Here is a 26,388-nt window from a genome sequence, read left to right as displayed (position 1 = left end):
CCTTCGTCCGCTTCCGCCCACCTCGGCGGAGAGCCTCTGAAACCCCTGTGGCGAATCTTTCACAGAGCGTCCCATTAGCGAATTCTCGTCACTCCCGACTATTGCGAAGCAAGCTGACGTTTTCCCCTTTCCGGAGACTCGCCGTTTCTTGACAATTCATGGACACTGTGGGGTGTCGGGGGGATCATGTGGGAATGGTAGCGACGACATTGGCTGATCTGAGACGCGCCCTCTGGGCGGGCGACGCGGATGCCCTGCTGAACGTGATCGAGAGTCACCCTCTGGAGTCCTGGCACGCCATCCGGCCCTGGCACACGCGCCGGCTGCTGGAGGCGCTGCCGCGGCACCGCGCGGCGGCCTCGGACGTGGTCCACTACGTCTTCGGCACGGGCCCTCACGCGGGATGGTGCGATGCCGGGCCCGTAGGACACGCCGGCTCCATGGGCCATGCCGGTTCCGCGAGGCGCGCCGTCCCCACGGGGCGCGCCAGCCCGGAGGTGCACCCGGGCGGCGTCGTCCACGCAGGCCAAGCCGACCGCTCCGAGCAGGAGGGGTGCGGCGAAGCGGGGCGGCACAGCGTCTGGGCGATGGTCTGCGAGCTGCGGGAGCAGCGCCGCGGCCGGCCGCGCGCCGCGATGGAGGCGGGGCTGTCGGTGCGCGAGGTGCTCGCGCTGCGGCCCGAGGGCGTGAACCCCGCCGTGTGGAAGGCGATGTGCTGCTACGAGATCGGGGTGACGTCGATGCTCGCGGGGGAGATGTCGGCGGCGCTGGAGGCCTTCGCGGCCGTGCAGTCGGCCGAGCCGCCTCGCCGGATGGGCATGTACTCCCGCGACGCCCTCGTCAAGACGGCGCTGGTGCACGTGCTCTTCGGCGACGACGCCGTCGCGCGGGCCAAGCTGTCCACCTCCGCCTACGCCGGCCGCACCAAGAGCTGGGTCGAGGCGCAGATCGACCTCGACACCCGCTTCACCCGCGCCATCGCCGACGGCGAGCAGCGACCGGGCGCGCTGCTGCGCCTGGCGGGCGGCGCCCAGATCGACGCCCTGGGGAAGCTCTGGCCCTTCTACGTCTACGCGCTCTGGCGGGCCTGCCGCCGCCAGGGGGCGCTGCCGGCGTTCCGCGGGCGCCTGGACGAGCTCGAGGCGAGGATCCCCGCCGAGCTGCGGGGCGACGGATTCCCCGGCAGCGCGCTGCCCATCGCACGAGCCTGCTTCGAGCTGGAGGACGGGAGGCCCGACGTCGCGGACCGCCACCTCGACGAGGCGGATCAGCAGTTCTTCCTCACGCGCCTGGTGCGCAGTCGGGTGGCTCTGCGGTCCGGCCGTCCCGAGGAGGCGCTCGAGGCAGCGGCCTCGCTCCGGCCGGACACCCGCTCGCTGCGCCGCCTGGAGCTGCTGCGCTCCTCGATGGGGGCCGACGCCGCGTTGCAGAGCGGCCGTCCCGAGGAGGCGGCGGCCTTCCTCGGGGAGGGTCTGAGGCGGACCGGAGGCCTGCGCGAGGCGGAGATCGGGGAGTTCAGCACGAGGGTGCGCCGCTTCGCAGAGGCCTCCGTGGACGACTGGCCCCGCCCGGGCGGGGCGGCACATGCCAGGCCGGGCCTGACGCCGCGGGAGATGGAGCTGCTCCCGGCCCTCTGCGGCGAGGGCACCCGGAAGGAGATCGCGGAGAGACTGCTCATCTCCTTCAACACCCTGAAGACCCATCAGCGGATGCTGTATCGGAAAATGGGCGTCAGCAATCGCGAGGAGCTGCGCCTGGTGGCGGAGAAGTCGGGTCTTATCTAGGTGAAACGCATTCTTTCCCTGATAGTGGGAAAAGATGTGGGGATTTAGGGGTTTTAGAGGAAGCGCCATTATCCTGCTCTTGAAGAGGGGAGTTCCATTCCGTCTTCTTTCAGGGGAAAGAATGACGATGAGGAGGGGACCGCGGGGGAGCCGACCTCGGCCTCGGCCTCTACCGCGAGTCGCGCGGACCCAGGCGGATGAGGGACTTTTCCCAGGTTCCTGCACCGGGCGGCACAGCTGATCCGAAGGTGTGCCTCCTAACGTGGGAACCACCTCATAGGTGCGAGTGATGAATGGGTTTGACACCCCATCGGACGACCCCGCCGGATCCGTTCCGGCGGGGTCGTTCGGTATCCGGGGCCTACGCCGCCGAGACGGCTCCTTGCTCAGTGGGCCCGCGGCCGAGGGCCCATCACGGTGGCGGAGACCCAGCGGCATGTGGTGTCGCCCCCCCCGTGACGGTCGCTGCCACCGGATTCGGTGGAATACTCGCACGCATGGTCACCGAAGTCAGACTGCTGCGTCCCGCCGACACCGAGGAGTTTGCCGCGCTCCTGGCAGCCAACCATTCCTTCCTCGCCCCCTGGGAACCGATCCGGGAAGCGAGCTACGCCACCGCCGAAAGGCAGCGGCGTGACATCGAGGGTCTGCTGAGACGATAAGAGCAGGGCGAGGCGCTGCCTCTGGGCATCCTCGACGGAGACGGCCGGCTCATCGGCAGGGCGACCCTCACCGGCATCGTCCAGGGGGCCTTCCGCTCCGCCGATCTCGGATACTGGGTGAGCGAGGCCAGTAACGGCTGCGGCCATGGGACGCAGGCGGTGGCATCCTTGGTGCGGATGGCCTTCGAGGAGCTGGGGCTGCATCGCGTCCAGGCGGGGACGCTGGTCCGCAACGAGCGCTCCCAGCGGGTTCTCCTCAAGAACGGCTTCACCCGCATCGGGGTGGCGCCGGAATACCTGCGCATCGCGGGCCGATGGCAGGATCACGTGCTGTTCCAGCGCATCTGCCGTGAGTGACGAGGCGATCCTCGGTGCCGATCCAGGCCCCATCAGCATATGGATGCGCAGAAACATGCTTTAAGGCGGGTGCGTGTGTCGCCGAGAGGGAAGCGGCGTATGTCCACCGTCACCGCGGGGCGCGGCGTCGTCCGATAAACTCGTGTCCATGCAGGAGTGGATCGAGGGGCTGCACTGGGGGTTGGCCATCCTCTTCTTCTGGGGCATCGGCATCCTGCGCACCTCGCTGGTCTTCATGCTGGGCTGGATCGCCGCGACGGGAGGCCGCCGGGCCGCCCGCATCAGGAGCCTGATGGACACCCCGCTGTACCGCCGCGCCGAGGCCTTCGTGAACCGCTGGGGCGTCCTGGCCGTCCCCGCCTGCTTCCTCACCGTGGGCTTCCAGACCGCCGTCATCATCACCACCGGCTTCACCCGCATGCCCCTAGTCCGCTGGATCCCCGCCATGCTGGTGGGCACGCTGATCTGGGGGACCATCTACGGGACCGTCGGGATGGCCGTGGTCTGGGCCTGGCTGGAGAGGCCGTGGCTGGCCGGGGCGGTCATCGCGGCGCTGCTGGTCGGCGTCGTGGTCTATCGGCTGGTCTCGCGCGCCCGTCTCCGCCGCGCCCGCCTCTGAAGTGAAGCGACAGCCTCTTGACCTGGGGTGTTCGCGGCCCTAAAGTACAACCAAATGGTTGTACATAGTGATCAGCGCCTCGCGCTCGACGAGGACCAGGTGGATCGCATCTTCCGGGCCCTCGCCGACGCGACCCGACGCGACATCGTCCGCCGCACCATGTCCGGTGAGGCCTCGATCTCGCGGCTCGCCGCCGCCTACGAGATGTCGTTCGCGGCGGTCCAGAAGCACGTCTCGGTCCTCGAGGGGGCCGGGCTCGTGACCAAGTATCGGAGCGGCCGCGAACGCCTCGTCCGCGGCAACCCGGAGACGCTCAGGAGGGCCCAGGCCCTGCTGGACGAGTACGAGCAGCTCTGGCGCGTCAGACTGACCCGCCTCGAGGAAATGCTCACCTCCGAGTGATCCCTCACCGAAAGGTACCGTCATGCCCATCACCACCGTCGACCAAGACCTCGAAGCCCTCACCCTGCGCGTCGTCGCCGAGTTCCCCATCCCGGTCCGCCGGCTCTGGGACGCCTACGCGGACCTCCGCCAGATCGAGCGGTTCTGGGGGCCGCCGGAGTGGCCGGCCACCTTCACCCGACACGACATGTTCCCCGGCGGCCGCTCCGACTACTACATGACCGGCCCCGAGGGCGAGGCCTCCGGCGGGTACTGGGAGTTCGTCGACGTCGACGAGCCGCGCTCCTTCGAGGTCCGGGACGGCTTCACGACCTCCGAGGGCGAGCCCGACCCCGGCATGCCGAGCATGCGGATGACCTTCGAGTTCGAGGAGGCCGGCGAGGGCTCGCGCCTGGTCACCACCACCTACTTCGACTCGCTCGAGCAGCTCGAGCAGCTGCTGGCGATGGGCATGCGCGAGGGCATGACCGCCGCCATGGGCCAGATCGACGACGTCCTGCAGGACCCGACGCCGCTGGATCCCGGCCGGGGCACCGTCTCCCAGGAGATCGGCGACCGGCGGGTGCGGGTCAGCCGCGTGGTCCGCGGCGACGCCGAGCGGGTGTGGCGGGCCCACCACGAGCCCGAGCTGATGCGGCGCTGGATGCTCGGCCCGGACGGCTGGACGCTGCCGGTCTGCGAGGTCGCCGAGGAGGTGGGGCAGGCCTACCGCTACGAGTGGGAGTCCGAGGACGGCTCGGAGCGCTTCGGCTTCACCGGCGAGGTCCTGCACCTCGAGGCGCCGCGCCGGGTCGTGACCACCGAGCGGATGATCGACGCCGGCCCCACCGAGACCGTCAACGAGCTCACCATCACGCCCCTCGAGAACGGGACCCTGGTCTCCACGCTGATCACCTACCCGGACGGCGAGACCCGGGCGGAGATCCTGGGCACCGGCATGGTCCACGGGATGGAGGACAGCTACGCCCGGCTGGAGCGGGAGGTGCTGCAGGGGGCGTGAGGCGGGGCCGCGTGGGGTCCGGGCCGGGCCCCGCACCTCGGCTCCGCGGCGTCGGGCCGGCGGCGTCGGGCCCACGGCCGCTGGGATCCGGCGCGGCGTCGTCCTCTGGCCCGGCTCAGGCAGCCCGGACCGCCGCCGCCAGCCGCCGGTCGGAGGCGCGGAGGGCGTCCAGGTCGAAGGTCGAGGCGGTGCTCATGACCTCGTCGGCGCCGGTGCGCTCGAGCAGCTCCGTCAGCTCGGTGAGCACTCGGTCCTCGGTCCCCGCGATGGTCCCCGCCAGCGTGTCCTCCACGGTCCGGCGCTGGCGGGGCGCCGGCTCCTCGGGGATGTCTCCGGGCGGCACGAGGGGCGGGAAGGCCCCGGCGCTACGGGCCTCTGCCATCGCCCACGCCTCCGGCAGGGCGAGCTCCTCGGCCTCGGCCTGAGAATCGGCCACGAGGATGTCGGCGCTCGCGACGAGATGGGGCTCGGGGAAGCGCTCGCTGGGCCGGAAATCGCGGCGGTAGCGTTCGAAGGGCTCGGGCCCCTCCCGCAGCGCCGGTCCGCCGACGACGGCGGGCAGGCCGAGCTCCGCGGCGAAGCGCAACCCCGCCCCGGTGCCCAGCACGTGGATCGGCGGAGAGGGCACGCCGGCGGGGCGGATGGTCACCGCGGCGTCGCCCTCGAGGTGATCGCGGAGGGAGCGGATGTCCGCCAGGAACTCTTCCGGCCGCGCGCTGAGCGCCCCGAGCGCTTCGCGCACCGGGCGGGTGAACCCCAGCGAGCGGCCGACGCCGAGGTCGAAGCGCGGCCCGTGCAGGGCCGTGAGGACCGCGAACTGCTCGGCGACGACGATCGGCCGGTGGTTCGGCAGCATGATCCCGCCGGAGCCGACACGGATCCGGCGGGTCGCCTGCGCCACGGCCTGTATCAGCAGCGGGGGAGCGCCGGAGGCGATGCCCGGCACCCCGTGGTGTTCGGCGACCCAGAAGCGGGAGTAGCCGGCCTCCTCGGCGGCCCGGGCGCGTTCGACGGTGTTCAGCAGGGCCTGCGCGTCGGAGGACCCGGCCCGGGTCCGCGAGCGGTCGAGCAGGGAGAGCGGGAGGTCCATGTCCGTGTCAACGTCCGGGCGGGACCGGGTATTTCATCCGGCGGCGTGCGGCGTCGGCACCTCTGATGCTGGATTCGAGGCGCGGCGTCCGGCGTCGTCCTCAGCGGTGCGAGCGGATCGCCTCGGCGGTCGCGGCCAGGCCCAGGAGGCGGACGGCGTCGATGGGGGCCTCGACCTGACCGGTCGCGGCGGCGATGAAGCCGTCCCCGTCGAAGCGGGTGTGGGGCGGGGTGACGGCGCGGGCCAGGCCGTCGTGGGCGCCCTCGGCGAGGATGCGGCAGCCGACCTTGTCCAGGCGGGCGTTGGTGACCACGACGCCGATGGTCGTGTGGACCCGCTGCCCGCCGGATACGGAAGGCTCAGCGGCGGAGGCGTCCAGCAGCGCCCGCGCGGCCTCCAGCGAGGCGGGGAAGGCGCCGTCGTCGACGTCGCCGAAGGCGTTGAGCGCGCACATCGAGCCGACCACGAGCTCGCCCAGACGCCGCTCGGCGTAGACGAGGCCCCCGGGACGGCGCCCCTCGGGGCCGCGCCACTGGCTCACGTGCGCGCCCGTGCCCGCGCCGATGGCGCCGCGCAGCACCTGCTCACCCGCGCAGGCCGCCGCGGCCGCGTAGCCGGCCTCGGGGCCGGGGCGGACGGAGGAGTCTCCCGCGGCGAGGTCGAACAGCGCCATGGCCGGGACGATCGGGACCCGCCCCGCGGGGGTAGGGACGCCGCGGCTCTGCTCCTCGCACCAGCGCATCACGCCGTCGGCGGCGGCCAGGCCGAAGGCGGAGCCGCCGGTGAGCAGCACGGCGTCGATCGAGGAGACGGTCTTCTCCGGGGCGAGCAGGTCCAGCTCCCGGGAGGCCGGCGCGCCGCCGCGCACCTCGCAGGAGGCGACGGTGCCCTCGGGCAGGACGACGACGGTGCAGCCGGTCCGCGCCCGGGAGTCCGTCCAGTGCCCCACCCGCACGCCGCCGACGCCGATCACCTCGAACTCGCTCGCCCCGCCGGACTCGGTCCTGCCCTCACCGGGGATCTCGGGGCCGGGGCCGCCGAGGGCCTCGGAATCGGTCTCCTCGGCGGTCCCGGTCCCGGGCCCGCCTGAGACGCCGTCGCGACGACGCGGGGTCTCCTCGAACTGGGTCATGGTCGGTCCTCCTCCGAGCGGGTGCCTGATGGCCAGACTAGCTGTGATGTCCAGAGAGGTTGTACCGCCGGGCGTCGGCGGTCGGCTCGCCGCGAGGATCCGGGGGATAGCGAGCGCGCAGAGACCGGTCCAGGCCCCCCAAAAAAGCCCTTGTCAACAGTGACAGTAGGTGCGGTGACCGACGAGAAGGCCCAGACTGCGTACGGACCCGCGCGTCGATCGGGCCGTGGAGGGACACCGCTGTGTGGGACGTCTCCACAGGGGACCTGATCGTGCCCGAGCCCCGCCGGGTGCGCATCGACCTGGGCTTCGCGATCGTGCCCAAGGTCGGTCAGCTCGCCCGTGAGATGACCCGGAAACGACTGAAGCCGCCCGATCGGACGGCTTCACACAGGCAGCCAGGCGATGAACGGGAGGGCCGGGGATTGCCCGACCGCCCACCTGGCCCAAGCCGAGCTCCTCGCGCGACCGCGACCTACGAGAACTCCCCGCGGAGGTAGCGCTGGTGGGCATCGATCGCCGCTCGCACGGGGATCGCCGCGTCCAGCAGCTGCGGGCCGTGATCGAATGTCGACTCGCCCCGGCGCATGGCGTACCGTGCTGCGGTCACCGGCGCCCCGACCCGGGTTCCGTCATGCCTGAGGACGAGCGCCTGACCGCGGTGCGTGTGTCGGGGATCCACCTGCACCACGGCCACCTCATGCCACGGTACGTACACCGTGCGGAAGATGCCGCGCACGGTGACGCCCGAAGTCGACACCACGAACGCCGACGAGGTTCCTCGGATGATCACGAAGAGGAAACTGGCCAGCAGCGCCAGGATGAGGGCAGCCGCGCAGAGCCCGATGATCCTCGAGGACGGGCGACTCGCATCCATCGCTGACGCCGCGACCACCCAGACCATCACGGCAGGCCCGGCAGAGAAGGTCCAGACGAGCGAGAGGACGAGCACTCTGAGCACCGGCAGGACAGCGGCGCGATAGAGTACGGTCGGCGCTGGGGAGTCGTCAGATGTTCGAGGCATGGTGGCATCAAGCCTATGCCGATTGCTAAGCCGAGGGGAGATCAGGTCGGCTTGCGCGTCCTTCGCGTGTGGTTGCAGTGGCCTCCCGCCTCGGCGGCACGAACCTGGGTCTATGCCCCGGCCGGTTCCGCTGGAACTGCATCTTCCCGATTGTTCCCAGAAAGACGAACGACTCCGCGTGCAGGTGGCGGACGAACCAGGTGTCGCCCCGCCCGTCGGAGAAGCTGACCACCGACATCGACATGGCTCCGAGCCTGCGCCCGATGCCGGGATCCCAATGATCCGCGACGATTGCCGTGCTCGTCGAAACCTCCGCGGCGGGTGCGAGCGGCACCAGCCGACGCCGTGACCACCGAATGAACAGGATGACGCTCGCAGCTCCGACCAGAAGTGCGAGCGCGAGCAGCGCGCTGGTGACGCCAGGACTCTCGGCACGGGTGAAGGCAGAAAATGCAAAGCCGCCGGCCACGCCCAGCGCGGCCATCAGCACCTGCGCACCCGAGTAGTACGCAACGCTCCCCCTCGTGCGGGAGCGTCCGAGAGCTGCATGAATGAATACTTGCCCACATACGACGGACACGGCCCCGAACCCCGACGCGAGCGCGATCAACAAGGCAACTTGCCCGCGCGGTTCCGTGATGTCGGAAAGCAGCGGGATCAGGGCGACGACGAGGAGCACTGAGAACAGCATCCCGCCCCGCGCTAGGCCGGCGAGCACGTTCGCGATTTTCCTCCCGAACCCGAGAAGCAACGGTTCGAGCGACACAGCACCTCCCGATCAGCGCGATGAATACCTCCTCCGATTCTCGCAGAATGTGATCGAACTAACCTGATACGCTCGGAGCGTGGAAATCATCAGCAGGCGCACCGCCCTGGCGGGCGCACTATCGATGCTGACGGTTTTCGCCACGGGATGCGCGCCACGGAGCGACCAGGCGGCGGTGCAGGCGGCGCTGCAGTCGGCAGTGGACGCGGTTCCGGGATACGTTGGCGGCACGATTCAGTACCAAGATGGCTTTTCCCCCGGAACAACGATTTCGGCTGTGCTCACCGTCACGGCAACCGACCGCGAAGGCACCGCCGAGGTCCTCTCGAGCATCCTGGAAGCCGTGATCCGAACCTACGTCGACCAGCCGGACGTCCGCACCGGGTTCGTGCGCATCAGCGCGAGCCCAGAAGGCGACCAGACCATCAGCGTCAACACCGCGGACATCGTCAAGCCGTCCGAGGGGGCTAACGCCACGACTGACGATGTCGCAAGCCACTTCAAGCTGTCGTAGACCAGCGGTAGCCGTTGGCGACGCTCCCACCGTCTCCTGGCGCTACTGGCTCCGCTGAGCCGACCGTTCCACATCCGGCTCGACAGCGCCGGCGATGACGCGGGGCAGGAGCACGAGGGCAGAAACGACTTACGGGAACACGCCACATCTTTCGATGTCGCGTGTTCCCGTAAGTCAACTTGGGTGGAGCTAAGGGGAATCGAACCCCTGACCTTTTCATTGCGAACGAAACGCTCTACCAACTGAGCTATAGCCCCTTGCAACCTCTCCAACATACCCTGTCCCACCGGCGGAGTTCAACTTCACTGCTAGGTTGTGGGGATGACCCCTCCCGATCGTCCCCATCCCGCCACCGAGCGCCCCGGCCCGGTGGGCCCGCCGCGCGAGGGGCTGACCGTCGCCTTCGTCCCCGGCGTGATGCCCGGCAAGTGGTTCGACCGCTGGGACCGCCGGCACGGGCGCGCGACGCCGCTGGCCCGCCTCCCGCTCGAGGAGGGGGAGACGGGGCTGGGGGCGCTCGCCGACGGCGTCGCCCACCTGGCCCTGCTGCGCCCCGACGCCGAGCCCGCCGCGCTCGACCGCCAGGCGTACCACGCCGTCGAGCTGTACCGGGAGCGGCAGGTGGTGATCCTGCCCGTCGACCACGTGCTGACGCTGCTGGACGAGGTGCCCGTGGCGGAACTCGCCGAGGAGCGCATGCTCCAGGAGCCGGAGAGCGCGCCCGAGTGGGCCGAGGCCAGTGCCGCCCACCGGGCCGCGCACCCGCCGCGGCCGTTGCCGTCGATGCGGGACACGGGCGACGCCGTCGAGCTGGTCGCGGCCGGGCTCGGGCTGCTCATCGCGCCGATGTCGCTGGCCCGGATCCACCACCGCAAGGACCTGACGCACCGGCCGCTCGCCGACGCCGCCGATCGGCCGGTCTGCCTGGTCTGGCCGCGCCTGGGCCCGGGGGAGCGGCCCGATCCGGACGAGGCGGTGATCCAGGAGTTCGCGGGCATCACGCGCGGGCGCCGCGAGGACAGCTCCCGCGGGGAGCTCGGCGGCCCGGGGGAGGAGCGCGGCGTCGCGGGCGGCCGCGGCCAGGGCAAGGGGAAGGACCAGAAGGGCGGAAAGGGCGCGACTGCCGGTCGCCGCGGCGGATCCTCCGCTGGTCAGGGATCCTCCGCCGGCCAAGGAGTCTCCGCGGCCCGGGGCGCCTCCGGACGCGGAAAGGGCCCCGCCTCCCGGTCGTCGTCCGGGAAGCGGGGCCCTCGGGGCGCAGCGGCGTCCGGCGGGAAGCCGGGCGCCCGCGGTGCTAGCTCCCGCGGTTCGAGGAGTCGTCCTCCCCGGAAGCGGAGCTGATGCGGGTCGAGACGCTGGGGAAGCTCGAGGTCTGGTGGATGATCGACTGGTTCATCAGCGGCATCCGGAAGCCCTCCTTGTCCAGGGCGCGCTTGATGTGCGCCCGTAGCGTCCGGGCCACGTCCCACTGCTGCAGCGGCGCGGTCTTGACCGCCAGCCGCAGCGTCAGGGACTCCCCGGACATCTGCTCCACGCCCCATACCTCGGCCTTGCCCATGATGGACTTGCCGCTCTCGGTGTTCTCCCGCACGTCCTCGGCGGTCTGCAGGAGGAGGTCGGTCACGGCGTCGAGGTCGCTGTTGTAGGCGACCGGGACGTCCAGGACGGTCCGGGCCCAGCCCTGCGAGGAGTTGCCCACGCGCAGGACCTCGCCGTTGCGCACGTGCCACAGGGTGCCCTCGACGTCGCGCACCTGGGTCACGCGCAGCCCCACGGACTCCACCGTGCCGCTGGCCTCGCCGAGGTCGACGACGTCGCCGATCCCCAGCTGGTCCTCGGCGACCATGGAGATGCCCGCGAGGTAGTCCTTGACCAGCGACTGCGCGCCGAAGGACAGCGCGACACCGGCGATGCCGGCGCTGGCGATGACCGGGGCGATGTTGAAACCGAGCTCGGAGACGACCATCAGGATCGCCATCGTCCAGATGATGATGGTGGTGACGCTGCGCAGCACCGACCCCACGGTGGCCGCCCGCTGCGCCTGGCGCTCGTTGGCGATCCGGGTGTCCTCCACCCAGCGCTGGCCCTTGCTGCTCTTCTTGGCGACGATGCGAGCCCGCGTCCCCTTCGAGACGCCGGCGGTGACCTTGTGGATCACGGTCCGCGCGACGAGGTTCAGGACGGCGGCGATCACGAGGATCAGCACGATCCGCAGGGGACGATCGAGCCAGAAGTCGAGGTTGGTGAGCTGCCCCATCAGCCCGTCCGACTGGGCGAACATCGATGGGGATTCGTCGGCTAGCACATTCATGGTCCACAGATTATCGCTTCACCCCGGTGCTCAGCACGGAGCGTCCGCCGGATGTGAGCAAGCTCCGAGGACTTTCCTACGGCGGACCGAAGTTCCGCCCGGACCAGGGGCGACGCCGCAGCGGGATGCCGGGCGAGGCTCGGACGGCGGAGTGGGGCGGCGGCTCGGGGAATGCCGTTCGGAGGGATGAAGGGCCGCGTCCGGTCGGCGGGACGCGAGACGAGAGAAGGCGGCCGGCAGGACGAGGATCGGCCGGCGGGACGCCGGGCGGCTGCCGTGCGCTGCGGACGAACGTCCGAAACGCCCGAGGGGCCGCCCCGCGACGTCGCGGAGCGGCCCCTCGGGCGGGCGGAGGGGGTCAGGAGAGCGCCGGCGCGTTCACCGTCCCCGCGGCCTCGGCGGTCCCGGAGGCGAGCATGGAGACCGTCTCCTCGCCGGCGAGGAACAGCACCACGCCGCCGAAGACCAGCACGGCCAGCAGGATGATCCCCCCGAGGATCCACAGCCAGGTCAGCGAGCTCTTGGCGGTCGAGGGGTCGTTGCTCATCAGGGTTCCTCCAGGGTGTTCTCTCGTGTGTGCGATCGATGCTCTCTCCACTATAGGACGCCGGGGGACGACGTCGTGCCAGGCCCGCCGGCGCGGAACCCGCGGCCGCGCGGCGCTCGGCGCGGGACCGGGGGCGGGGGATAGCATGGGAAGGCCCACCGGCGGTCCCTTCGAGATCCGCGGCGGACCGGATGCGGGCGGCGTCGGGCCTTCCGCGGGCCGGTGCCGCGCCGGCCGGCGGCGAAGAGGCACGGCGCGCCGCGGATCCGGCGCCGCCGGGGAGAACGAGGCAGAAACCCGATATGGCCCTAGTCATGGACACCCGCCCGGCCGCCTACGCGGTCATCATCGAGCAGGGGAGCATCCTGCTCACGCACTGGACGGGGGAGCGCCACCCCGAGCGCGCGGCGTGGACGCTGCCCGGCGGCGGGATGGAGGTCGGCGAGACCCCGGAGCAGGCCGCCGTCCGCGAGGTGTACGAGGAGAGCGGCTACCGGGTCGCGCTGGACGGCCTGCTCGGCGTCGACAGCAAATACCATTACGAGAGCGGCCGGCAGCGGCCCTTCCACGCCCTGCGGATCCTCTACCGCGCCTACATCACGGGCGGAAGCATGGGCGTGACCAGCACCGACGACTCCACGGACGACGTCGCCTGGGTGCGCCTGGAGGACCTGCCCGGCCTCCGCAAGGTCTCGCTGGTGGAGGTCGCGGCCCGGGCCTACGGCCTGCCGTTCTAGATGCCCCGCCCGTCCCCGACCGCCCCGCACGTCCCCGACCGACACCAAGGAGCCCGCCCGTGAAGCGCAGGACCGCAGCCCCGCTGGCCCTCACCGCCGTCCTCCTCCTGACCGCGACCGGATGCGGCGGGGAGGAGGAGGTCAGCCAGGACCCCTCGGCCTCGGCGTACGGCACCGTGCGCATCGGCGCCGGGATCAGCTCCGAGACCGAGGCCGTCGCCCACCTCTACGCCGGGGAGCTGGAGAAGGCCGGGTACGAGACCGAGGTCGTCCAGACCGGCGACACCCGCGACGACTACCTGGGCGCGATGCAGAGCACGGACGGGGAGCCCGTCCAGCTCACCCCCGACTACTCGGGCAACCTCCTGCTGCACGTGACCCAGGACGGCACCGTCAACCCGCAGGAGGGCGGCGCCGCCTCGTTGAACGTGACCGGCATGTCCAGCGGGGACATCCTCAGCACCCTGCCGCGCGTGCTCCCCGACGGGCTGGGGACCCTCAGCGCCTCCTCCGCGGAGAACAAGGACGCCCTGGTGGTCACCAGCGTCACCGCGGCCGAGTACGGCCTGTCCACGCTGCGAGACCTCGCCGAGCACTGCGGCGAGCTGACCTTCGGCGTCCCCGAGGGGTTCGAGGAGCGGGGCTACGGCGCGGCCGGGCTGGGCAGCCTCTACGACTGCGTGCCGAAGGGCTACGAGGCGGAGGACGACCAGGAGAAGCTCGTGGACCGGCTGACCGAGGGCGGGGTGGACGTCGCCGACGTCTACAGCGCCTCGGCGGCCGTCCCCGAGAACAACCTCGTGGTCCTGGAGGACCCCCAGGTCAACTTCATCGCCCAGCAGGTCCTGCCCGTGGTCCAGGACGACGAGCTGCCAGACGCCGCGGAGCAGGCTGTGAACGCGGTCTCCGGGCGGCTGACCACCGGGGACCTGGTCTTCCTCAACCGGCTCATGACCGGAGACGACGCCGTCTCGGCCGAAGACGCGGCGGAATTCTGGCTGGAGGAAGGCAATAGCTGACCGGGCATCAGGTATACCCTGGTCCACATGGCACAATTCCGGCAGTCGAAGAAGCTCAACAACGTCCTGTACGACATCAGGGGACCGATTCTGGAAGAGGCGGAGCGGATGGAGGCCCAGGGCCACCGCATCCTCCGCCTGAACATCGGCAACCCCGCGCCCTTCGGCTTCGAGGCGCCGGACGCCATCATGAAGGACATGGTCCGCCATCTCGACCACGCCCAGGGCTACTCCGACTCCCGGGGCATCTACTCCGCGCGCACCGCCGTCGTGCAGTACTACCAGAACCAGGGCATCATGAACCTGGACACGGACAAGGTCTACCTCGGCAACGGCGTCTCCGAGATGATCACCCTCTCGCTGCAGGCCTTCTGCGACCCCGGGGACGAGATCCTCGTCCCCACCCCGGACTACCCGCTCTGGACCGCCTCGGTGGCGCTGTCCGGCGGCACCCCGGTCCACTACCTGTGCGACGAGCAGAACGGGTGGAACCCGGACATCGAGGACATCCGGGCCAAGATCACCCCCCGCACCAAGGGCATCGTGGTCATCAACCCGAACAACCCCACCGGCGCCGTCTACTCCCGCGAGACCCTGCAGCAGATCGTGGATCTGGCCAAGGAGCACGAGCTGGTCCTGTTCTCCGACGAGATCTACGAGAAGATCACCTACGACGGCGCCGAGATGGTGCACACCGCGAGCCTGGCCGACGACGACGTCGTGTGCCTGACGTTCTCGGGCCTGTCCAAGGCGTACCGGGTCGCCGGCTACCGCTCCGGCTGGCTCGCGATCACCGGGCCGACGTGGAAGGCAGAGAGCTACGTCGAGGGCATCAAGCTGCTGGCCAACATGCGCATGTGCGCCAACGTCCCCGCCCAGCACGCGATCCAGACCGCCCTGGGCGGCTACCAGTCGATCAACGACCTGATCCTGCCCGGCGGGCGGCTCAAGGAGCAGCGGGACCTGGCGCACCGGAAGCTCAACAGCATCGACGGCATCACCTGCCAGCAGGCCGACGGCGCGCTCTACCTGTTCCCCAAGATCGACACCGAGAAGTTCGGGATCGTCGACGACGAGCAGTTCGTGCTCGACCTCCTCAAGGAGCAGAAGATCCTGGTCAGCCACGGCCGGGCCTTCAACTGGATCGCACCGGACCACTTCCGGCTGGTGACGCTGCCGGACACCGAGACGCTCTCCCGCGCCCTGGACCGGCTGGGGGAGTTCCTCAGCGGGTACCGGCAGACCCAGCGGTAGGGCCGGCGCCGCGGGCGGGGCCTCGACCTCACCCGCGGCCCGGTCCGCCGACGCGGCCCGGCCCGGCCCGGCCCGCCGAGGATGCGGCGTGCGGCCGCCGTCAAGCGCCCCGGTCCCGAGGAGGGGCCGGGGCGCTCCTGCCCTCCGGCTACTCGGCCTCGGCCCGGCGCTCCTTCGCCGCGTCGAGGCGCTTCCGGGCGCCGTCGAGCCATTCCTCGCAGCGCTGGGCCAGCGCCTCGCCGCGCTCCCACAGGGACAGCGACTCCTCCAGGCTCGAGGCGCCGGACTCCAGCTGGGAGACGATGTCCATGAGCTCCTCTCGGGCCTGCTCGTAGCTGAGCTCCTCCACCGGGGTCCGGGCCTGGTCCTGTTCTGCCATGGTGTTCTCCTCGTTCGTCGTGTGCATCGTCGTCATCCTGCCTGATCCGCGGCGGCGGGGTCGCCCGGGCGCGTCGCCTCGCCGATTGCTGCCGGTTCCGGGCCCGGAGGCTGCCGTGCTGCCGCCTCTTCCGCTCCTGGCCTTACCGCGGCGGTGTCCCATCGGCTTCGGCGCCGGACGCCTCGCCGGGTTCGGGCCCGTCGCCGGCCTCGGCCCCGTCGCTGGGCCGCACCTCCTCGACCTTCGCGCCGAGGCTCCCGGCGGCGAGCCGCACCGTGACCGCCGCGCCGGGGGCCGTCCCCGCGGCCTCGCGGAGCACGTTGCCCTCCTCATCCTGCACCACCGCGTAGCCGCGGTTCAGCGTGCGCTGGGGCGAGAGGGAGACCACCCGGGAGCGCAGGTGCTCGATCTGCGCCCGGCCGCGGTCCAGCGCCACCGTCAGGGCGCGCTGGGCGCGCTGCCGGGCGGCGTCGGTCTCCTCCTCGCGGGCCAGGAGCATGCTCTCCGGGTGGGCGAGCACCGGGCGCGAGCGGAACTGGGCCAGTCCGCCGGCCTCGCGCTCCACGAAGGTCCGGATCGCGCGCTCGGTCGCGGCGCGGGCCTGGTCGATGCGCAGCCGCTCCTCCTCGACGTCGGGCACGATCCGCTTGCCCGCGTCCGTCGGCGTGGAGGCACGGACGTCCGCCACGTGGTCCAGCAGCGGCTGGTCCGCCTCGTGCCCGATGGCGGAGACCACCGGCGTGCCGGCGGCGGCCACCGCGCGGATCATCGCCTCCTCGCTGAAGGGCAGCAGGTCCTCCAGGGCCCCGCCGCCGCGGGCGATCACGACGACGTCCACGGCAGGGTCGGCGTCGAGCTCGGCCAGCGCCGCGGTCACCTGCGACAGCGCGTGCACGCCCTGGACCGCGACCTCGCGGACCTCGAACTCCACGCCGGGCCAGCGCAGCCGGGCGTTGCGGATGACGTCCTTCTCCGCGTCGGACTCGCGGCCGGTGATCAGCCCGACGCGGTGCGGGAGCACGGGCAGCGGCCGCTTGCGCGAGGGGTCGAACAGGCCCTCCTCCGCGAGCTTCCGGCGCAGCCGCTCGATGCGCTCGAGCATGTCGCCCAGCCCCACCTGGCGGATCCCGGAGCCGACCATCGAGAGGCGGCCGGTCTTCTTCCAGTAGTCGGGGTTCAGCCGGGCCACCACCCGCATCCCGCGCTCGAGCTCGGTCTGCATGCGGGCGGTCTCCGAGGCGAAGAGCGTCACCGGCACGGAGATCTCCTCGTCGACGTCGCGCAGCGTCAGGTAGGTGACCCGGGCCCGGCGGTTCAGCTCGATGATCTGCCCCTCGACCCAGGTGGGCGCGCAGCGGGCGACGTACTCGTGCATCTTCTCCGCCAGCAGGCGCAGCGGCCACGGGTTCTCCGGGGTGGTCTGGCTCGCCCGGGCGGCGAGCGGCCGGGCGCCCGCCGAGCCCTCATCTGAAATGCTCATGCTTAAGTGATACCAGCCGCGGCCTCCCATCGGCCGCGCAGGACCGTCCGATACCATCGCGGCATGACCCCACCAGCGCATGCCCACCCGGCTCCGGCCCCGTCGGCGCAGCCGCATCCGGCCCACGGCACCCTCCGCCGCATCCTCGCGATCCTCGCCTCCCTGGCCGCCGTCGTCCTGGCGTGCGGCTCGGTGGTCCTCGCCTGGTTCGACGCCGCGATCCTCGACGAGGGCTCCTTCACGGCCTCGGCGGACACCGTGGCCGCCTCGGACCAGTTCCGCCAGGAGCTGACCGACGCCGCGGTCCAGGACATCATGGCCTCCGACGAGGTCTCCCGCTACCTCGGCGACGGCTCCGGCGGCGACTCCTGGTACAGCGACCTCCAGGACATCGCCCGCGGCGGCGCCGAGAAGGCCCTGCACAGCGCGGTCTCCTCCGCGGTGGACTCCGATGACTTCGAGTCCGTGTGGAACGAGACGGCCGTGGAGACCCACCGCGAGAACCTGGGCGGAGATCCCTCGCAGACCCTGGTGCTGGACGCGACGCCGCTGTACCGGGCCGTGGACGAGCGGGTCGGCGGGATCGTCGGCGTCGACCTCGGCCTGGGGGACCAGCGGCATCTCATCGAGCTGGAGGAGGCCGGGGCTTCGGGGGAGGGCGACGCCGCCGCGGTCCTGCACCGGATCGAGCGGCTCGCCACCGCGGTGCCCGCCTTCGCCGTGGGCGCCGTGGTGCTGACCCTGGCCGCCGCGGCGCTGCTGCCCCGGCATCGAGCGCTCGCGCCCGCCGGCGTCCTCGCCGCCTCCGGCATCCTCACCTGGGCCGTGATGTCCCTGGGGTCGGGGGCACTGGTGCGGTGGGCGGAGGGCCTGGGCGGCACCGGCGGCGTCGTGCTGGGCCGCTTCATGGAGGCGGTCACCGAGGGCGTGCCGGGCTGGGCGCTGACCTCGCTGGGGGTCGGGCTCGGCGGCGCGGTGCTGCTGATCATCGCGGATGTGCTCATCGGCTCACGCCGGGGCCCTGCTGAAGTCTTCTGATCGTGGATAGACTGGAGCATATGCCGACCACCACTGAGACCCAGCCCCGCACCGGCGCCCAGACCCGGTCGGTGCCGCTCGCCATGCCGCACGTGCCGCGGACCCGCCGCTCCCGGGAGGAGATCGAGGCGGCCGCCCCCACCGGGCCCAAGAAGGTCCTGCTGGCCGCGCCGCGCGGTTACTGCGCCGGCGTCGACCGCGCGGTGATCGCCGTCGAGAAGGCCCTGGAGCACTACGGCGCCCCGGTCTACGTCCGCAAGCAGATCGTGCACAACGCCCACGTGGTCACCAGCCTGGAGGAGCGCGGCGCGATCTTCGTGGACGAGGTCGACGAGGTGCCCGAGGGCGCCGTCACGGTGTTCTCCGCCCACGGCGTCTCCCCGGCCGTGATCGACGAGGCCGAGCACCGCGGCCTGCAGACCATCGACGCGACCTGCCCGCTGGTCAACAAGGTCCACCGCGAGGCCGTGCGCTTCGCCAAGCAGGACTTCGACATCCTGCTGATCGGCCACGTCGGCCACGAGGAGGTCGAGGGCACCGCCGGGGAGGCCCCCGAGCACATCCAGATCGTGAACTCCCCGGACGACGTCGACTCGGTCGAGGTCCGCGACCCGGACCGGGTCGTGTGGCTCTCCCAGACGACGCTGTCCGTGGACGAGACCATGGAGACCGTCGAGCGGCTGCGGCGCCGCTTCCCGAACCTGCACAACCCGCCCTCGGACGACATCTGCTACGCGACCTCCAACCGCCAGGGCGCCATCAAGGAGATCGCCCCGCAGTCCGACCTGGTGATCGTGGTCGGCTCCTCGAACTCCTCCAACTCGGTGCGCCTCAAGGAGGTCGCGCTCGAGTGCGGCGCCGGGCGCTCCGAGCGCGTGGACTTCGCCCACCAGGTGGACGAGTCCTGGTTCGAGGGAGTGAGCACCGTGGGCCTGACCTCGGGCGCCTCGGTGCCGGAGGTCCTGGTCCAGCAGGTGCTGGAGCTGCTGGCGGACTACGGCTACGGCGACGTCGAGCCCGTGGAGACCGCGACCGAGGACATCCTGTTCTCGATGCCCAAGGAGCTGCGCGCGGCGCTCAAGGACTCCGGCGACTCCTCCCGCCAGATCGGCGGGCGCGGGGAGAAGCCGAGCCGCTAGGCCGAGGGGCAGGTTCCACGGAAGCGGAGCCGAGCCCTCTGTCCGGCATCCGGCGCCGAGCCGTTGCCTCAGCGTCGCAGCGCCGAGTCGTCGCTCCAGGACCGCGGCGTAGAGCCGTCGTTTCAGCGCCGCGGCGCCGGGCCATCCATCCCGTATCCGAGCCCGGGCCACCTCGCGTGGCCCGGGCTCGTGCCGTCCCGCGCGCCTCGGCGTCGGTCAGTCCTGTAGCTCCGAGGCGGTGAGCGGCTTGGCGGCGGCGTCGACCGGGCGCGGCTCGAGCCGCTCGTCCGGCCGGGCCGAGGGGTCGAGGTCGTTGATGCGTCGCGCGGTGACCAGCACGCGCGACTCGAGCGAGCCCAGCATCGAGTTGTAGGACTCGACGCTCTTGGTCAGCGAGCGGCCCATCTGCTGCAGGTGCCCGCCCACCGTGGCCAGCCGCTCGTAGAGCTGCCGGGCCAGGGAGAGCAGCTCCCGGGCGTTGGCCGAGACCGACTCCTGCCGCCAGGACAGCGCCACGGCCTTGAGCGAGGCCAGCAGGGATACCGGGGAGACCAGCGCGACGCCGCGGCTCGCGGCGTAGTCCAGCAGCGTCCCGTCCGCGCGCAGCGCCGCCGAGAGCGCCGACTCCATGGGCAGGAAGCACAGCACCACCTCGGGGCTCACCTCCCGCGACTCCCAGTACCTCTTGCCGGCCAGGGCGTCCACGTGGGACTTCACGGCCTTGGCGTGCTTGGCCTCCCACGCGGCCCGCTCCGACTGGTCCTCGGCCTCCTGGGACTCGAGGTAGGCGTTGAGCGGGGCCTTCGAGTCCAGCACGATCTCCTTGCCGCCGGGCAGCGCCACGACCATGTCGGGCCGGACCGTGCGGGTCTTCCCCTCCTCGTCGAGGACCTGCGCGCTGACCTGCTCGGAGAAGCTCACGTGCGGGTCCATCCCGGCGGCCTCGACCACGCGGCGCAGCTGCGTCTCGCCCCAGGAGCCGCGCGCCGTCGTCGAGCGCAGGGCGGAGGAGAGGTTGTAGGTGGAGTCCCGCAGCTCGTCCTGCCCGCGCCGGGCGACCTCCAGCGCCTCCCGCACGGAGCCGTACTGGTCCGCGCGCTCGCGCTCCATCTGGCGCACCTGCTGCTCCACGGTGGCCAGCTGGGTCTTCACCGGCGCCAGGGCGCGCAGCACGTCCTGGTCCGTGCGGGCGCGCTCCTCGAGGGACTCGACGCGGGCGGCGAGCATGCCGCGGCCCTCGACGGCGGCCGCGAGCTCGGAGCGCAGCCGCGCGTTCTCCTCGGAGAGGTCCCCGGGCGCCCCGGGACCGGCGCCGGAGCGCCGCGAGCCGATCAGGAATCCGCCGAGGCCCCCGAGGACGAGGGCCAGCAGCGTGCAGAGGATGAGGGGCAGAATGTCCATGCTCCCACCATGCCAGGCGGGACCGACAGAATAGGCATCCCCGGCGGGGCTGTGGACGGCCCCGCCCCTAGAGCCAGCCGTTCTCCTCCGCGACGCGCACGGCCTCGTGCCGGTTCCGCGCCGAGGTCTTGCCGATCACCGAGGAGAGATGGTTGCGCACCGTCCCGCCGGACAGGTGCAGGGAGGCCGCGATCTCCTTGACCCCGGCGCCCGCCGCGGCCGCGCGGCAGACCTCGGCCTCCCGCTCGGTCAGGGGGTTCTCGCGGGCGAGCAGCGACTGCTCGGCCAGCGAGGGGTCGATGACCCGCAGCCCCGCGTGGACGCGCCGGACGGCCTCGGCCAGCTGGGCGGGCGGCGTGTCCTTGACCACGAAGCCGCTGACCCCCTCCGCCAGCGCCCGCTGCAGGTAGCCGGGGCGTCCGAAGGTCGTCACGATCACCACCGCGCACCGGCTGCCGGCCGCACGCAGCCGCCGCGTCGCCTCGATGCCGCTGCCGCCGGGCATCTCGATGTCCATGAGCACGACGTCGGGCTCCAGACGGGCGACGGCGTCGGGCACCTCGTCGCCCCGCCCGGCCTCGCCCACGACGTCGATGTCCTCCTCCATCGCGAGCAGGGCCGCCAGGGCGCCGCGCACCAGCTGCTGGTCGTCGGCGATGAGGACGCGGATCGGGGTCATCGGGGTGCCTCCAGGGGAGTCTCGCTCGCGGTCATGGTGACGAGGACGCGGGTGCCGGGGCCCGGCGCGCGGCGGCCGCCGGCTTCCTCCGACGGGGCTGCGTCGGGAGGTCCCTCCGTCGCCTTCGAGGACGCGACGTTGGGCACCCCGCCCGTCTCCGCCTCCGCCAGCGGCGAGACGACCAGCCGCCCGCCCGCCTCCTCGACCCGCTCGGCGAGCCCGTTCAGGCCGTTGCCGAAGGCGCCGCCGGGACCGACGCCGTCGTCGTCGATCTGCAGCTTCTCCGCGCTGAGCCTGACCTCGCAGCGGCTCGCCCCGGAGTGCCGGACCACGTTGGTCACCGCCTCCCGCAGGACCCAGGAGAACAGGGATGCGTTGCCGCCCGCCAGCCGCGGCGCCTCGACGGCCGACGGCAGCACCGCCGTGAGCCCCGCGGTGGTCAGCGCGGCGCGGGCGGCCTCGACCTCGCCGCCGAAGTCGGGCGTGCGCAGGCGGGTCACGGTCGAGCGGACCTCGGCCAGGGCCACCCGGGAGAGCTGGGAGATCTGCTCGAGCTCCTCCCGGGTGCCCCGCGGATCGGCGTCGAGCCTCTTCAGCGCCAGCTCGGCCTTGAGGTTGATGACGGTCAGGGAGTGGCCGAGCAGGTCGTGGACGTCGCGGGCGACGCGCTCGCGCTCGGTGGCGACGGCCAGCCGCTGCTGCAGCCCGTACTCGGCCTCCTCCCGGTGGGAGAGGACGCCGATGATGAACACCACCAGCGGCACCAGCACCAGCGTGCTGGACAGCGGCCACAGCGCCCCGGGATCGATCAGGAGGACCGTGACGCTGGAGAGCGCGCAGCACAGGACCCCGAGGGAGAGGCCCAGCCGCCGCTGCAGGCCGAAGGCCAGCAGGGCCACGAAGTAGCCGTTGAGCGAGAAGGCGTAGATCCCCAGGGCCGGGACCAGCGCGAGGGCCGGCACGAGCAGCCCGCCGAGCCACGCGAACGTGAGCCAGTGGCTGCACCGCGTCCACGCCTCGATGAGGCCGAAGGCCAGCAGGTACACCACCGCGAAGACGCCGAGCCCCACGAAGGCCAGGGCGCGGAGGCCCGGGGCGGCGGAGGACTGGAGGACCAGGATCACCGGGAAAGCGAGGAAGACCAGCCACACGCCCGCCTGCAGGGCGTGCAGCCAGCGGAACTCCCGCAGCGCGTGCTTCATCGGCGTCCCTTCTGCCTCCGTCCGAGCAGCGCGCAGATGCCCGCGAAGACGACCACCCACACGACCACGTTGAGGACCGCGTACCAGAGCGGGTCCGTGACCACGACGCCGATGTCGCTCACGGCCTGCTGCCCGTCACTCAGAGGGTAGCGGGCCAGCGACGTCGCGCCGTACATGGGGCTGAACCGGGCGAGTCCCATGAGGAACTCGGGCAGAGGCGAGAAGGAGTTGCCGAGGAAGGCGAGGATCACCACCGAGGTGCTCGCGATCGAGACCGCCGACTCCGAGCGGAACAGCATCCCGAAGATCATCCCGTAGAAGCCGAAGGGCAGGGCGACCAGGACCGTGACGAGCGCGCACGCGACCCAGGTGCCGGCCGGCATGTCCGCCTCGGTGAAGATCCCGGCGACGTTGACGGCGGCCACGGGGAACGCCGCGCGCACCAGGATCACCACGGTCTTGGAGGAGAGCATGGCCAGGCTGCTGAGCGGGGTCAGCGCGAGCTGCCGTCCCCAGCCGGTGGTCTGCTCGACGGCGGTCGAGCCCACGGTCGCGCAGGCCGCGGTGATCCCGCCGTACACGGCCATGCCGACCATGACGTAGGCGGAGACGTTGCCCTCGCCGAAGGGCGCGTCGCCGTAGCTCTGCATCGCCCCGAACAGGAGGTAGAAGAGCACGGGCAGGCCCGCGGTGAAGAACAGCCCGGCGCCGTCGGTGAAGATGCGGCGCAGGTCGATGAGGGTGTAGACGGCGAGGTTCACAGCTGCTCCTTCGCGGGGTCCGCCGAGGTCAGGGCGAGGAAGGCGTCCTCGAGGGAGCCGGTGGAGATGGACAGGTCGACGGCGTCGGTCTCGGTCAGCAGGTAGCGGGCGAGGGCGTCGGAGTCGCCGGTGGTCAGGGTGGTGCGGCCGCCCTCGGTGCTGACCGAGAGCACCCCGGGCAGGGCCGCGGCGTCGAGCCCCTCGGGGAGCGCTGCGCTCACCGTGCGGGCCGAGGCGCGCTCGCGGACCTGATCGGTGGGGCCGTCCGCGACGATCCGCCCGTTGCCGACCATGACGATGCGGCGGGCGAAGTTCTGCGCCTCCTCGATGTAGTGGGTCGCGAAGATGATGGTCCGGCCCTCGCTGGCCTGCGCGGACATCGAGTCCCAGAATGCGTGCCGGGTGCCGGCGTCCATGCCGGTGGTCGGCTCGTCGAGGATCAACAGCTCCGGGTTAGACAGCACGGCGAGGGCGAAGCGCACGCGCTGCTGCTCGCCGCCGGAGCACTTGCCGACGCGTCGCTTCGCCAGATGCGTCAGGTCGGCCTGCTCGAGGACCGTCTCCAGCGGGAGCGGGTCCCGGTGGGTCGCGGCGATCATCCGGATCGTGTCCGCGACCGTCAGATCCGGCAGCAGGCCGCCGGTCTGCAGCACCGCGCCGATCCGCCCCTCCCGGATGGCCTGAGCCGGCTCGGCGCCGAAGACCTCGACCGTGCCGCGGGTGGGGCGGGTCAGGCTGAGCACCATGTCGATCAGCGTCGACTTGCCGGCGCCGTTGGGGCCCAGCAGCCCGATGATCTCGCCGGTGCCGACCTCTAGGTCGATGCCGTCCACGGCGTTGAAACCGCGCCCGCTGCCGTCCTTGAAGCTCTTGACCAGGGCTTCCGCCCGGATGACGTTCGTGTCCATGCCTCTCAGCATCCCCGGCCGGAGGCGCGGGGGACAGGGGCAGACGTCATGGGTTCGCCATGACGTTTGTCAGGGGCTGGGGTTTCGCTGGTAGAGCACCGCCTCCCGCGCGAGCCCGCCCGGGTGCAGGATGGACCCATGAACGCATCACTTCCAGAGCACGACGACGCAGCCACCGCCCGCGAGGAGGATCCCCGCTACCGAGGGGTCGAGGTCGAGCGGGTCGGGCTGAAGCACTACCGCGCGACCAACGCCGCCGGGGACACCGTGGACTTCGGCCAGGGGGAGGGGCTGCTGACGCCGGTCGAGCTGCTGCTCGCCGCGGTCGCCGGGTGCTCCGCGGTCGACGTCGACGTCGTCTCCTCCCGGCGCGCCGAGCCGGAGGAGCTGCGCGTGCGGTCGAGCGGGATGAAGATCACCGACGAGTCGGGCGGGAGCCGCCTGGACGACGTCGAGCTCTCCTTCTCCGTGCGCTTCCCCGAGGGGGCGGCGGGGGAGAAGGCCCGGGCCATGGTGCCGCGGCTGGTGGAGCTCTCCCGGACCAAGGACTGCACGGTCTCCCGGACGGTCGAGCATCCCACGAACGTGAGCATGCGGGTCGAGGACTGAGGCGGGGCGGCGGGCCGAGTCGGTCGGTAGGCTCAGCCGACGGGGCGAGCCGGTTGGCGGGCTGAGCGGGACGTTGCGGCCGGTCGACCTGCCGGGCGGACCAGTTCGATGGGCCGGGCCGGGCTCGATGGTCTCGGCTCGGCTCGGCTCGGCTCGGCTCGGCTCGGCTCGGCTCGGATCGGCTTGGCTCCGGCCGGCCCGGGTATGCAGCTGACCGCCGGGCGGGTCTCGACGGTGACGAGCGTGCGGGCCCCGACGGTGACGAGCGGGCGCGAAAGATGACCTCGGGCATGCGGGTCGCCGCGTCGCCGGATAGACTGGGGCACCGTGGCTTTAACTATCGGAATCGTGGGACTGCCGAACGTCGGCAAGTCGACCCTCTTCAACGCACTGACCCGCAACACCGTCCTGGCGGAGAACTACCCCTTCGCCACGATCGAGCCGAACATCGGCGTCGTGAACCTCCCCGACCCGCGGCTGGACCGGCTCGCGGAGATCTTCGGGTCGGAGAAGATCCTCCCCGCCACGGTCTCCTTCGTGGACATCGCAGGCATCGTGAAGGGCGCCTCCGAGGGGGAGGGGCTGGGGAACAAGTTCCTCGCCAACATCCGCGAGGCGCAGGCCATCGCGCAGGTCGTGCGGGTCTTCGACGATCCCGACGTCGTCCACGTCGACGGCGCGGTCAACCCCGCCTCCGACATGGAGACCATCAACACCGAGCTGATCCTCGCCGACCTCCAGACCATGGAGAACGCGATCCCGCGCCTGGAGAAGCAGGTCAAGATCAAGAAGGGCGACGCCGCCCAGCTCGAGGCCTACCAGCAGGCGCAGAAGATCCTGGAGGAGGGCGAGACCATCTTCCGCGGCGCCGGCCCGGCCAAGCTCGACGTCGAGAAGCTGCGCGAGCTGAACCTGCTCACCGCCAAGCCCTTCATCTACGTCTTCAACGCCGACGAGTCGGTGCTCGGCTCCGAGGAGCGGCAGCAGGAGCTGCGCGACCTCGTCGCCCCGGCCGAGGCCGTCTTCCTGGACGCGAAGCTCGAGGCCGACATGGTCGAGCTTTCCGAGGAGGAGGCCCGCGAGATGCTGGAGATGTCCGGCCAGGAGGAATCCGGCCTGGACAAGCTGGCCCGCACCGGCTTCTCGACGCTGGGGCTGCAGACCTACCTGACCGCCGGGCCCAAGGAATCCCGCGCCTGGACGATCTCCCAGGGGGACACCGCCCCGCAGGCGGCCGGCGTCATCCACACCGACTTCGAACGCGGCTTCATCAAGGCCGAGATCGTCTCCTTCGACGACCTCGACGCCGCCGGCACCATGAACGAGGCGAAGGCCGCGGGCAAGGTGCGGATGGAGGGCAAGGAGTATGTGATGAAGGATGGGGATGTGGTGGAGTTCCGGCACGGAGGGCAGTCTGGAAGCGGGAAGAAGTGAGGGGTGCCCGACTGACGGTCATCCAGCTCGACCCGAATGTCAGTGGCCCCTGCTCTACTGATCCCGAGAGTGCGCACCACCGCTGCGGTTCGTCGCGGACTGCGCCGCACCTTCCCATTTCTGCATGCCATCAAGGGGGC

The 26,388-nt window shown here is 71.6% G+C and carries 28 protein-coding genes and 1 tRNA gene; 15 read left to right on the top strand and 14 right to left on the bottom strand.

Annotation, left to right across the window (positions count from 1 at the left end; translation table 11 throughout):
* Positions 1 to 209: 209 nt before the first annotated feature.
* The 6 genes from EWV39_RS00590 to EWV39_RS00570 all read left to right on the top strand — a co-directional run bounded on the left by EWV39_RS00590 (position 210) and on the right by EWV39_RS00570 (position 4,824).
* Positions 210 to 1,784 carry a helix-turn-helix transcriptional regulator gene (locus tag EWV39_RS00590; RefSeq protein ID WP_129656370.1) on the top strand — a complete coding sequence of 525 codons (1,575 nt, stop codon included), beginning with the start codon at positions 210 to 212 and terminating at the stop codon, positions 1,782 to 1,784.
* Between the two features lie 497 nt (positions 1,785 to 2,281).
* Entirely contained in the window at positions 2,282 to 2,446 is a 165-nt protein-coding gene (locus EWV39_RS14015; protein WP_238147957.1) for a hypothetical protein, read from the top strand.
* Positions 2,447 to 2,461: 15 nt separating this feature from the next.
* On the top strand, positions 2,462 to 2,803 hold the full coding sequence (locus tag EWV39_RS14010; protein WP_337589935.1) for a GNAT family N-acetyltransferase: 342 nt from the start codon (positions 2,462 to 2,464) through the stop codon (positions 2,801 to 2,803).
* Between the two features lie 148 nt (positions 2,804 to 2,951).
* On the top strand, positions 2,952 to 3,422 hold the full coding sequence (locus EWV39_RS00580) for an SNARE-associated domain-containing protein (RefSeq protein ID WP_129657270.1): 471 nt from the start codon (positions 2,952 to 2,954) through the stop codon (positions 3,420 to 3,422).
* Between the two features lie 54 nt (positions 3,423 to 3,476).
* Entirely contained in the window at positions 3,477 to 3,824 is a 348-nt protein-coding gene (locus tag EWV39_RS00575) for an ArsR/SmtB family transcription factor (protein ID WP_129656369.1), read from the top strand.
* Positions 3,825 to 3,846: 22 nt separating this feature from the next.
* Entirely contained in the window at positions 3,847 to 4,824 is a 978-nt protein-coding gene (locus tag EWV39_RS00570) for an SRPBCC family protein (RefSeq protein WP_129656368.1), read from the top strand.
* Between the two features lie 115 nt (positions 4,825 to 4,939).
* Here EWV39_RS00570 and EWV39_RS00565 read toward each other — a convergent pair whose 3' ends face one another.
* The 4 genes from EWV39_RS00565 to EWV39_RS00550 all read right to left on the bottom strand — a co-directional run bounded on the left by EWV39_RS00565 (position 4,940) and on the right by EWV39_RS00550 (position 8,836).
* Complete coding sequence (locus tag EWV39_RS00565; RefSeq protein WP_129656367.1) at positions 4,940 to 5,914, bottom strand: MsnO8 family LLM class oxidoreductase; 975 nt, start codon at positions 5,912 to 5,914, stop codon at positions 4,940 to 4,942.
* Between the two features lie 100 nt (positions 5,915 to 6,014).
* Positions 6,015 to 7,046, bottom strand: a complete 1,032-nt coding sequence (locus EWV39_RS00560; RefSeq protein ID WP_129656366.1) for a P1 family peptidase — start codon at positions 7,044 to 7,046, stop codon at positions 6,015 to 6,017.
* A gap of 475 nt (positions 7,047 to 7,521) precedes the next feature.
* Entirely contained in the window at positions 7,522 to 7,998 is a 477-nt protein-coding gene (locus EWV39_RS00555) for a PH domain-containing protein (protein ID WP_165313057.1), read from the bottom strand.
* A gap of 97 nt (positions 7,999 to 8,095) precedes the next feature.
* Entirely contained in the window at positions 8,096 to 8,836 is a 741-nt protein-coding gene (locus EWV39_RS00550; protein ID WP_129656364.1) for a hypothetical protein, read from the bottom strand.
* Between the two features lie 79 nt (positions 8,837 to 8,915).
* Between EWV39_RS00550 and EWV39_RS00545 the strand changes: the two genes are divergently transcribed.
* On the top strand, positions 8,916 to 9,350 hold the full coding sequence (locus tag EWV39_RS00545; RefSeq protein WP_238147956.1) for a hypothetical protein: 435 nt from the start codon (positions 8,916 to 8,918) through the stop codon (positions 9,348 to 9,350).
* A 184-nt stretch (positions 9,351 to 9,534) separates the two neighbouring features.
* On the opposite strand, the gene EWV39_RS00540 is transcribed toward EWV39_RS00545, so the two are convergent.
* Positions 9,535 to 9,607 (bottom strand) — tRNA-Ala (locus EWV39_RS00540).
* A 64-nt stretch (positions 9,608 to 9,671) separates the two neighbouring features.
* Here EWV39_RS00540 and EWV39_RS00535 point away from each other — a divergent pair.
* A complete protein-coding gene (locus EWV39_RS00535) occupies positions 9,672 to 10,691 on the top strand; it encodes a LysR substrate-binding domain-containing protein (protein WP_129656363.1) in 1,020 nt (339 codons plus the stop codon).
* On the opposite strand, the gene EWV39_RS00530 is transcribed toward EWV39_RS00535, so the two are convergent.
* Positions 10,645 to 11,631: a mechanosensitive ion channel family protein gene (locus EWV39_RS00530; RefSeq protein ID WP_238147955.1), complete on the bottom strand. Its 987-nt coding sequence runs from the start codon at positions 11,629 to 11,631 to the stop codon at positions 10,645 to 10,647. The two genes, EWV39_RS00535 and EWV39_RS00530, sit on opposite strands and share 47 nt — an antisense overlap.
* Before the next feature lie 388 nt (positions 11,632 to 12,019).
* Positions 12,020 to 12,208 carry a hypothetical protein gene (locus EWV39_RS00525; protein WP_129656362.1) on the bottom strand — a complete coding sequence of 63 codons (189 nt, stop codon included), beginning with the start codon at positions 12,206 to 12,208 and terminating at the stop codon, positions 12,020 to 12,022.
* 302 nt (positions 12,209 to 12,510) lie between these two features.
* Here EWV39_RS00525 and EWV39_RS00520 point away from each other — a divergent pair, with 302 nt between their 5' ends.
* The 3 genes from EWV39_RS00520 to EWV39_RS00510 are packed head-to-tail and all read left to right on the top strand — an operon-like array spanning position 12,511 to position 15,218.
* Positions 12,511 to 12,945, top strand: coding sequence for an NUDIX hydrolase (locus EWV39_RS00520; RefSeq protein ID WP_238147954.1), 435 nt, complete (start codon positions 12,511 to 12,513; stop codon positions 12,943 to 12,945).
* A 59-nt stretch (positions 12,946 to 13,004) separates the two neighbouring features.
* Positions 13,005 to 13,964, top strand: a complete 960-nt coding sequence (locus tag EWV39_RS00515) for an ABC transporter substrate-binding protein (protein ID WP_129656361.1) — start codon at positions 13,005 to 13,007, stop codon at positions 13,962 to 13,964.
* Between the two features lie 27 nt (positions 13,965 to 13,991).
* Positions 13,992 to 15,218, top strand: coding sequence for a pyridoxal phosphate-dependent aminotransferase (locus EWV39_RS00510; RefSeq protein ID WP_129656360.1), 1,227 nt, complete (start codon positions 13,992 to 13,994; stop codon positions 15,216 to 15,218).
* Between the two features lie 148 nt (positions 15,219 to 15,366).
* Here EWV39_RS00510 and EWV39_RS00505 read toward each other — a convergent pair whose 3' ends face one another.
* Together EWV39_RS00505 and xseA are read right to left on the bottom strand one after the other, a co-directional pair.
* Positions 15,367 to 15,624: an exodeoxyribonuclease VII small subunit gene (locus EWV39_RS00505; protein WP_420329925.1), complete on the bottom strand. Its 258-nt coding sequence runs from the start codon at positions 15,622 to 15,624 to the stop codon at positions 15,367 to 15,369.
* A gap of 115 nt (positions 15,625 to 15,739) precedes the next feature.
* The gene (xseA, locus tag EWV39_RS00500) at positions 15,740 to 17,077 is read right to left on the bottom strand and encodes an exodeoxyribonuclease VII large subunit (protein ID WP_129656358.1); all 1,338 of its coding nucleotides are present in this window, start codon (positions 17,075 to 17,077) and stop codon (positions 15,740 to 15,742) included.
* 63 nt (positions 17,078 to 17,140) lie between these two features.
* On the opposite strand from xseA, the gene EWV39_RS00495 reads away from it, so the two are divergent.
* Positions 17,141 to 18,115 (top strand): hypothetical protein, encoded by a 975-nt coding sequence (locus EWV39_RS00495; protein WP_129656357.1) that lies wholly within the window; start codon positions 17,141 to 17,143, stop codon positions 18,113 to 18,115.
* An 83-nt stretch (positions 18,116 to 18,198) separates the two neighbouring features.
* The gene (locus EWV39_RS00490) at positions 18,199 to 19,254 is read left to right on the top strand and encodes a 4-hydroxy-3-methylbut-2-enyl diphosphate reductase (protein WP_193554682.1); all 1,056 of its coding nucleotides are present in this window, start codon (positions 18,199 to 18,201) and stop codon (positions 19,252 to 19,254) included.
* 216 nt (positions 19,255 to 19,470) lie between these two features.
* On the opposite strand, the gene EWV39_RS00485 is transcribed toward EWV39_RS00490, so the two are convergent.
* The 5 genes from EWV39_RS00485 to EWV39_RS00465 form a co-directional block, all read right to left on the bottom strand.
* Positions 19,471 to 20,655 (bottom strand): DNA recombination protein RmuC, encoded by a 1,185-nt coding sequence (locus EWV39_RS00485; protein WP_129656355.1) that lies wholly within the window; start codon positions 20,653 to 20,655, stop codon positions 19,471 to 19,473.
* Between the two features lie 67 nt (positions 20,656 to 20,722).
* Positions 20,723 to 21,334 carry a response regulator transcription factor gene (locus tag EWV39_RS00480; protein WP_129656354.1) on the bottom strand — a complete coding sequence of 204 codons (612 nt, stop codon included), beginning with the start codon at positions 21,332 to 21,334 and terminating at the stop codon, positions 20,723 to 20,725.
* Positions 21,331 to 22,536 (bottom strand): sensor histidine kinase, encoded by a 1,206-nt coding sequence (locus EWV39_RS00475; protein ID WP_129656353.1) that lies wholly within the window; start codon positions 22,534 to 22,536, stop codon positions 21,331 to 21,333. Before EWV39_RS00475 ends, EWV39_RS00480 begins: the two co-directional genes overlap by 4 nt.
* Positions 22,533 to 23,297: an ABC-2 transporter permease gene (locus EWV39_RS00470; RefSeq protein ID WP_129656352.1), complete on the bottom strand. Its 765-nt coding sequence runs from the start codon at positions 23,295 to 23,297 to the stop codon at positions 22,533 to 22,535. The genes EWV39_RS00475 and EWV39_RS00470 overlap by 4 nt, the downstream gene beginning before the upstream one ends.
* Entirely contained in the window at positions 23,294 to 24,205 is a 912-nt protein-coding gene (locus EWV39_RS00465; protein WP_129656351.1) for an ABC transporter ATP-binding protein, read from the bottom strand. Before EWV39_RS00465 ends, EWV39_RS00470 begins: the two co-directional genes overlap by 4 nt.
* A 138-nt stretch (positions 24,206 to 24,343) precedes the next feature.
* Between EWV39_RS00465 and EWV39_RS00460 the strand changes: the two genes are divergently transcribed.
* Entirely contained in the window at positions 24,344 to 24,814 is a 471-nt protein-coding gene (locus EWV39_RS00460) for an OsmC family protein (protein ID WP_129656350.1), read from the top strand.
* A gap of 327 nt (positions 24,815 to 25,141) precedes the next feature.
* Positions 25,142 to 26,248, top strand: coding sequence for a redox-regulated ATPase YchF (gene ychF, locus EWV39_RS00450; protein ID WP_129656348.1), 1,107 nt, complete (start codon positions 25,142 to 25,144; stop codon positions 26,246 to 26,248).
* Positions 26,249 to 26,388: the final 140 nt, after the last annotated feature.

The organism is Rothia halotolerans, from assembly GCF_004136635.1.
In the GTDB taxonomy this organism is placed as follows: domain Bacteria; phylum Actinomycetota; class Actinomycetes; order Actinomycetales; family Micrococcaceae; genus Rothia; species Rothia halotolerans.
Note: the sequence above shows the minus strand (reverse complement) of the source record. Positions and strands in the feature narration are given on the sequence as shown.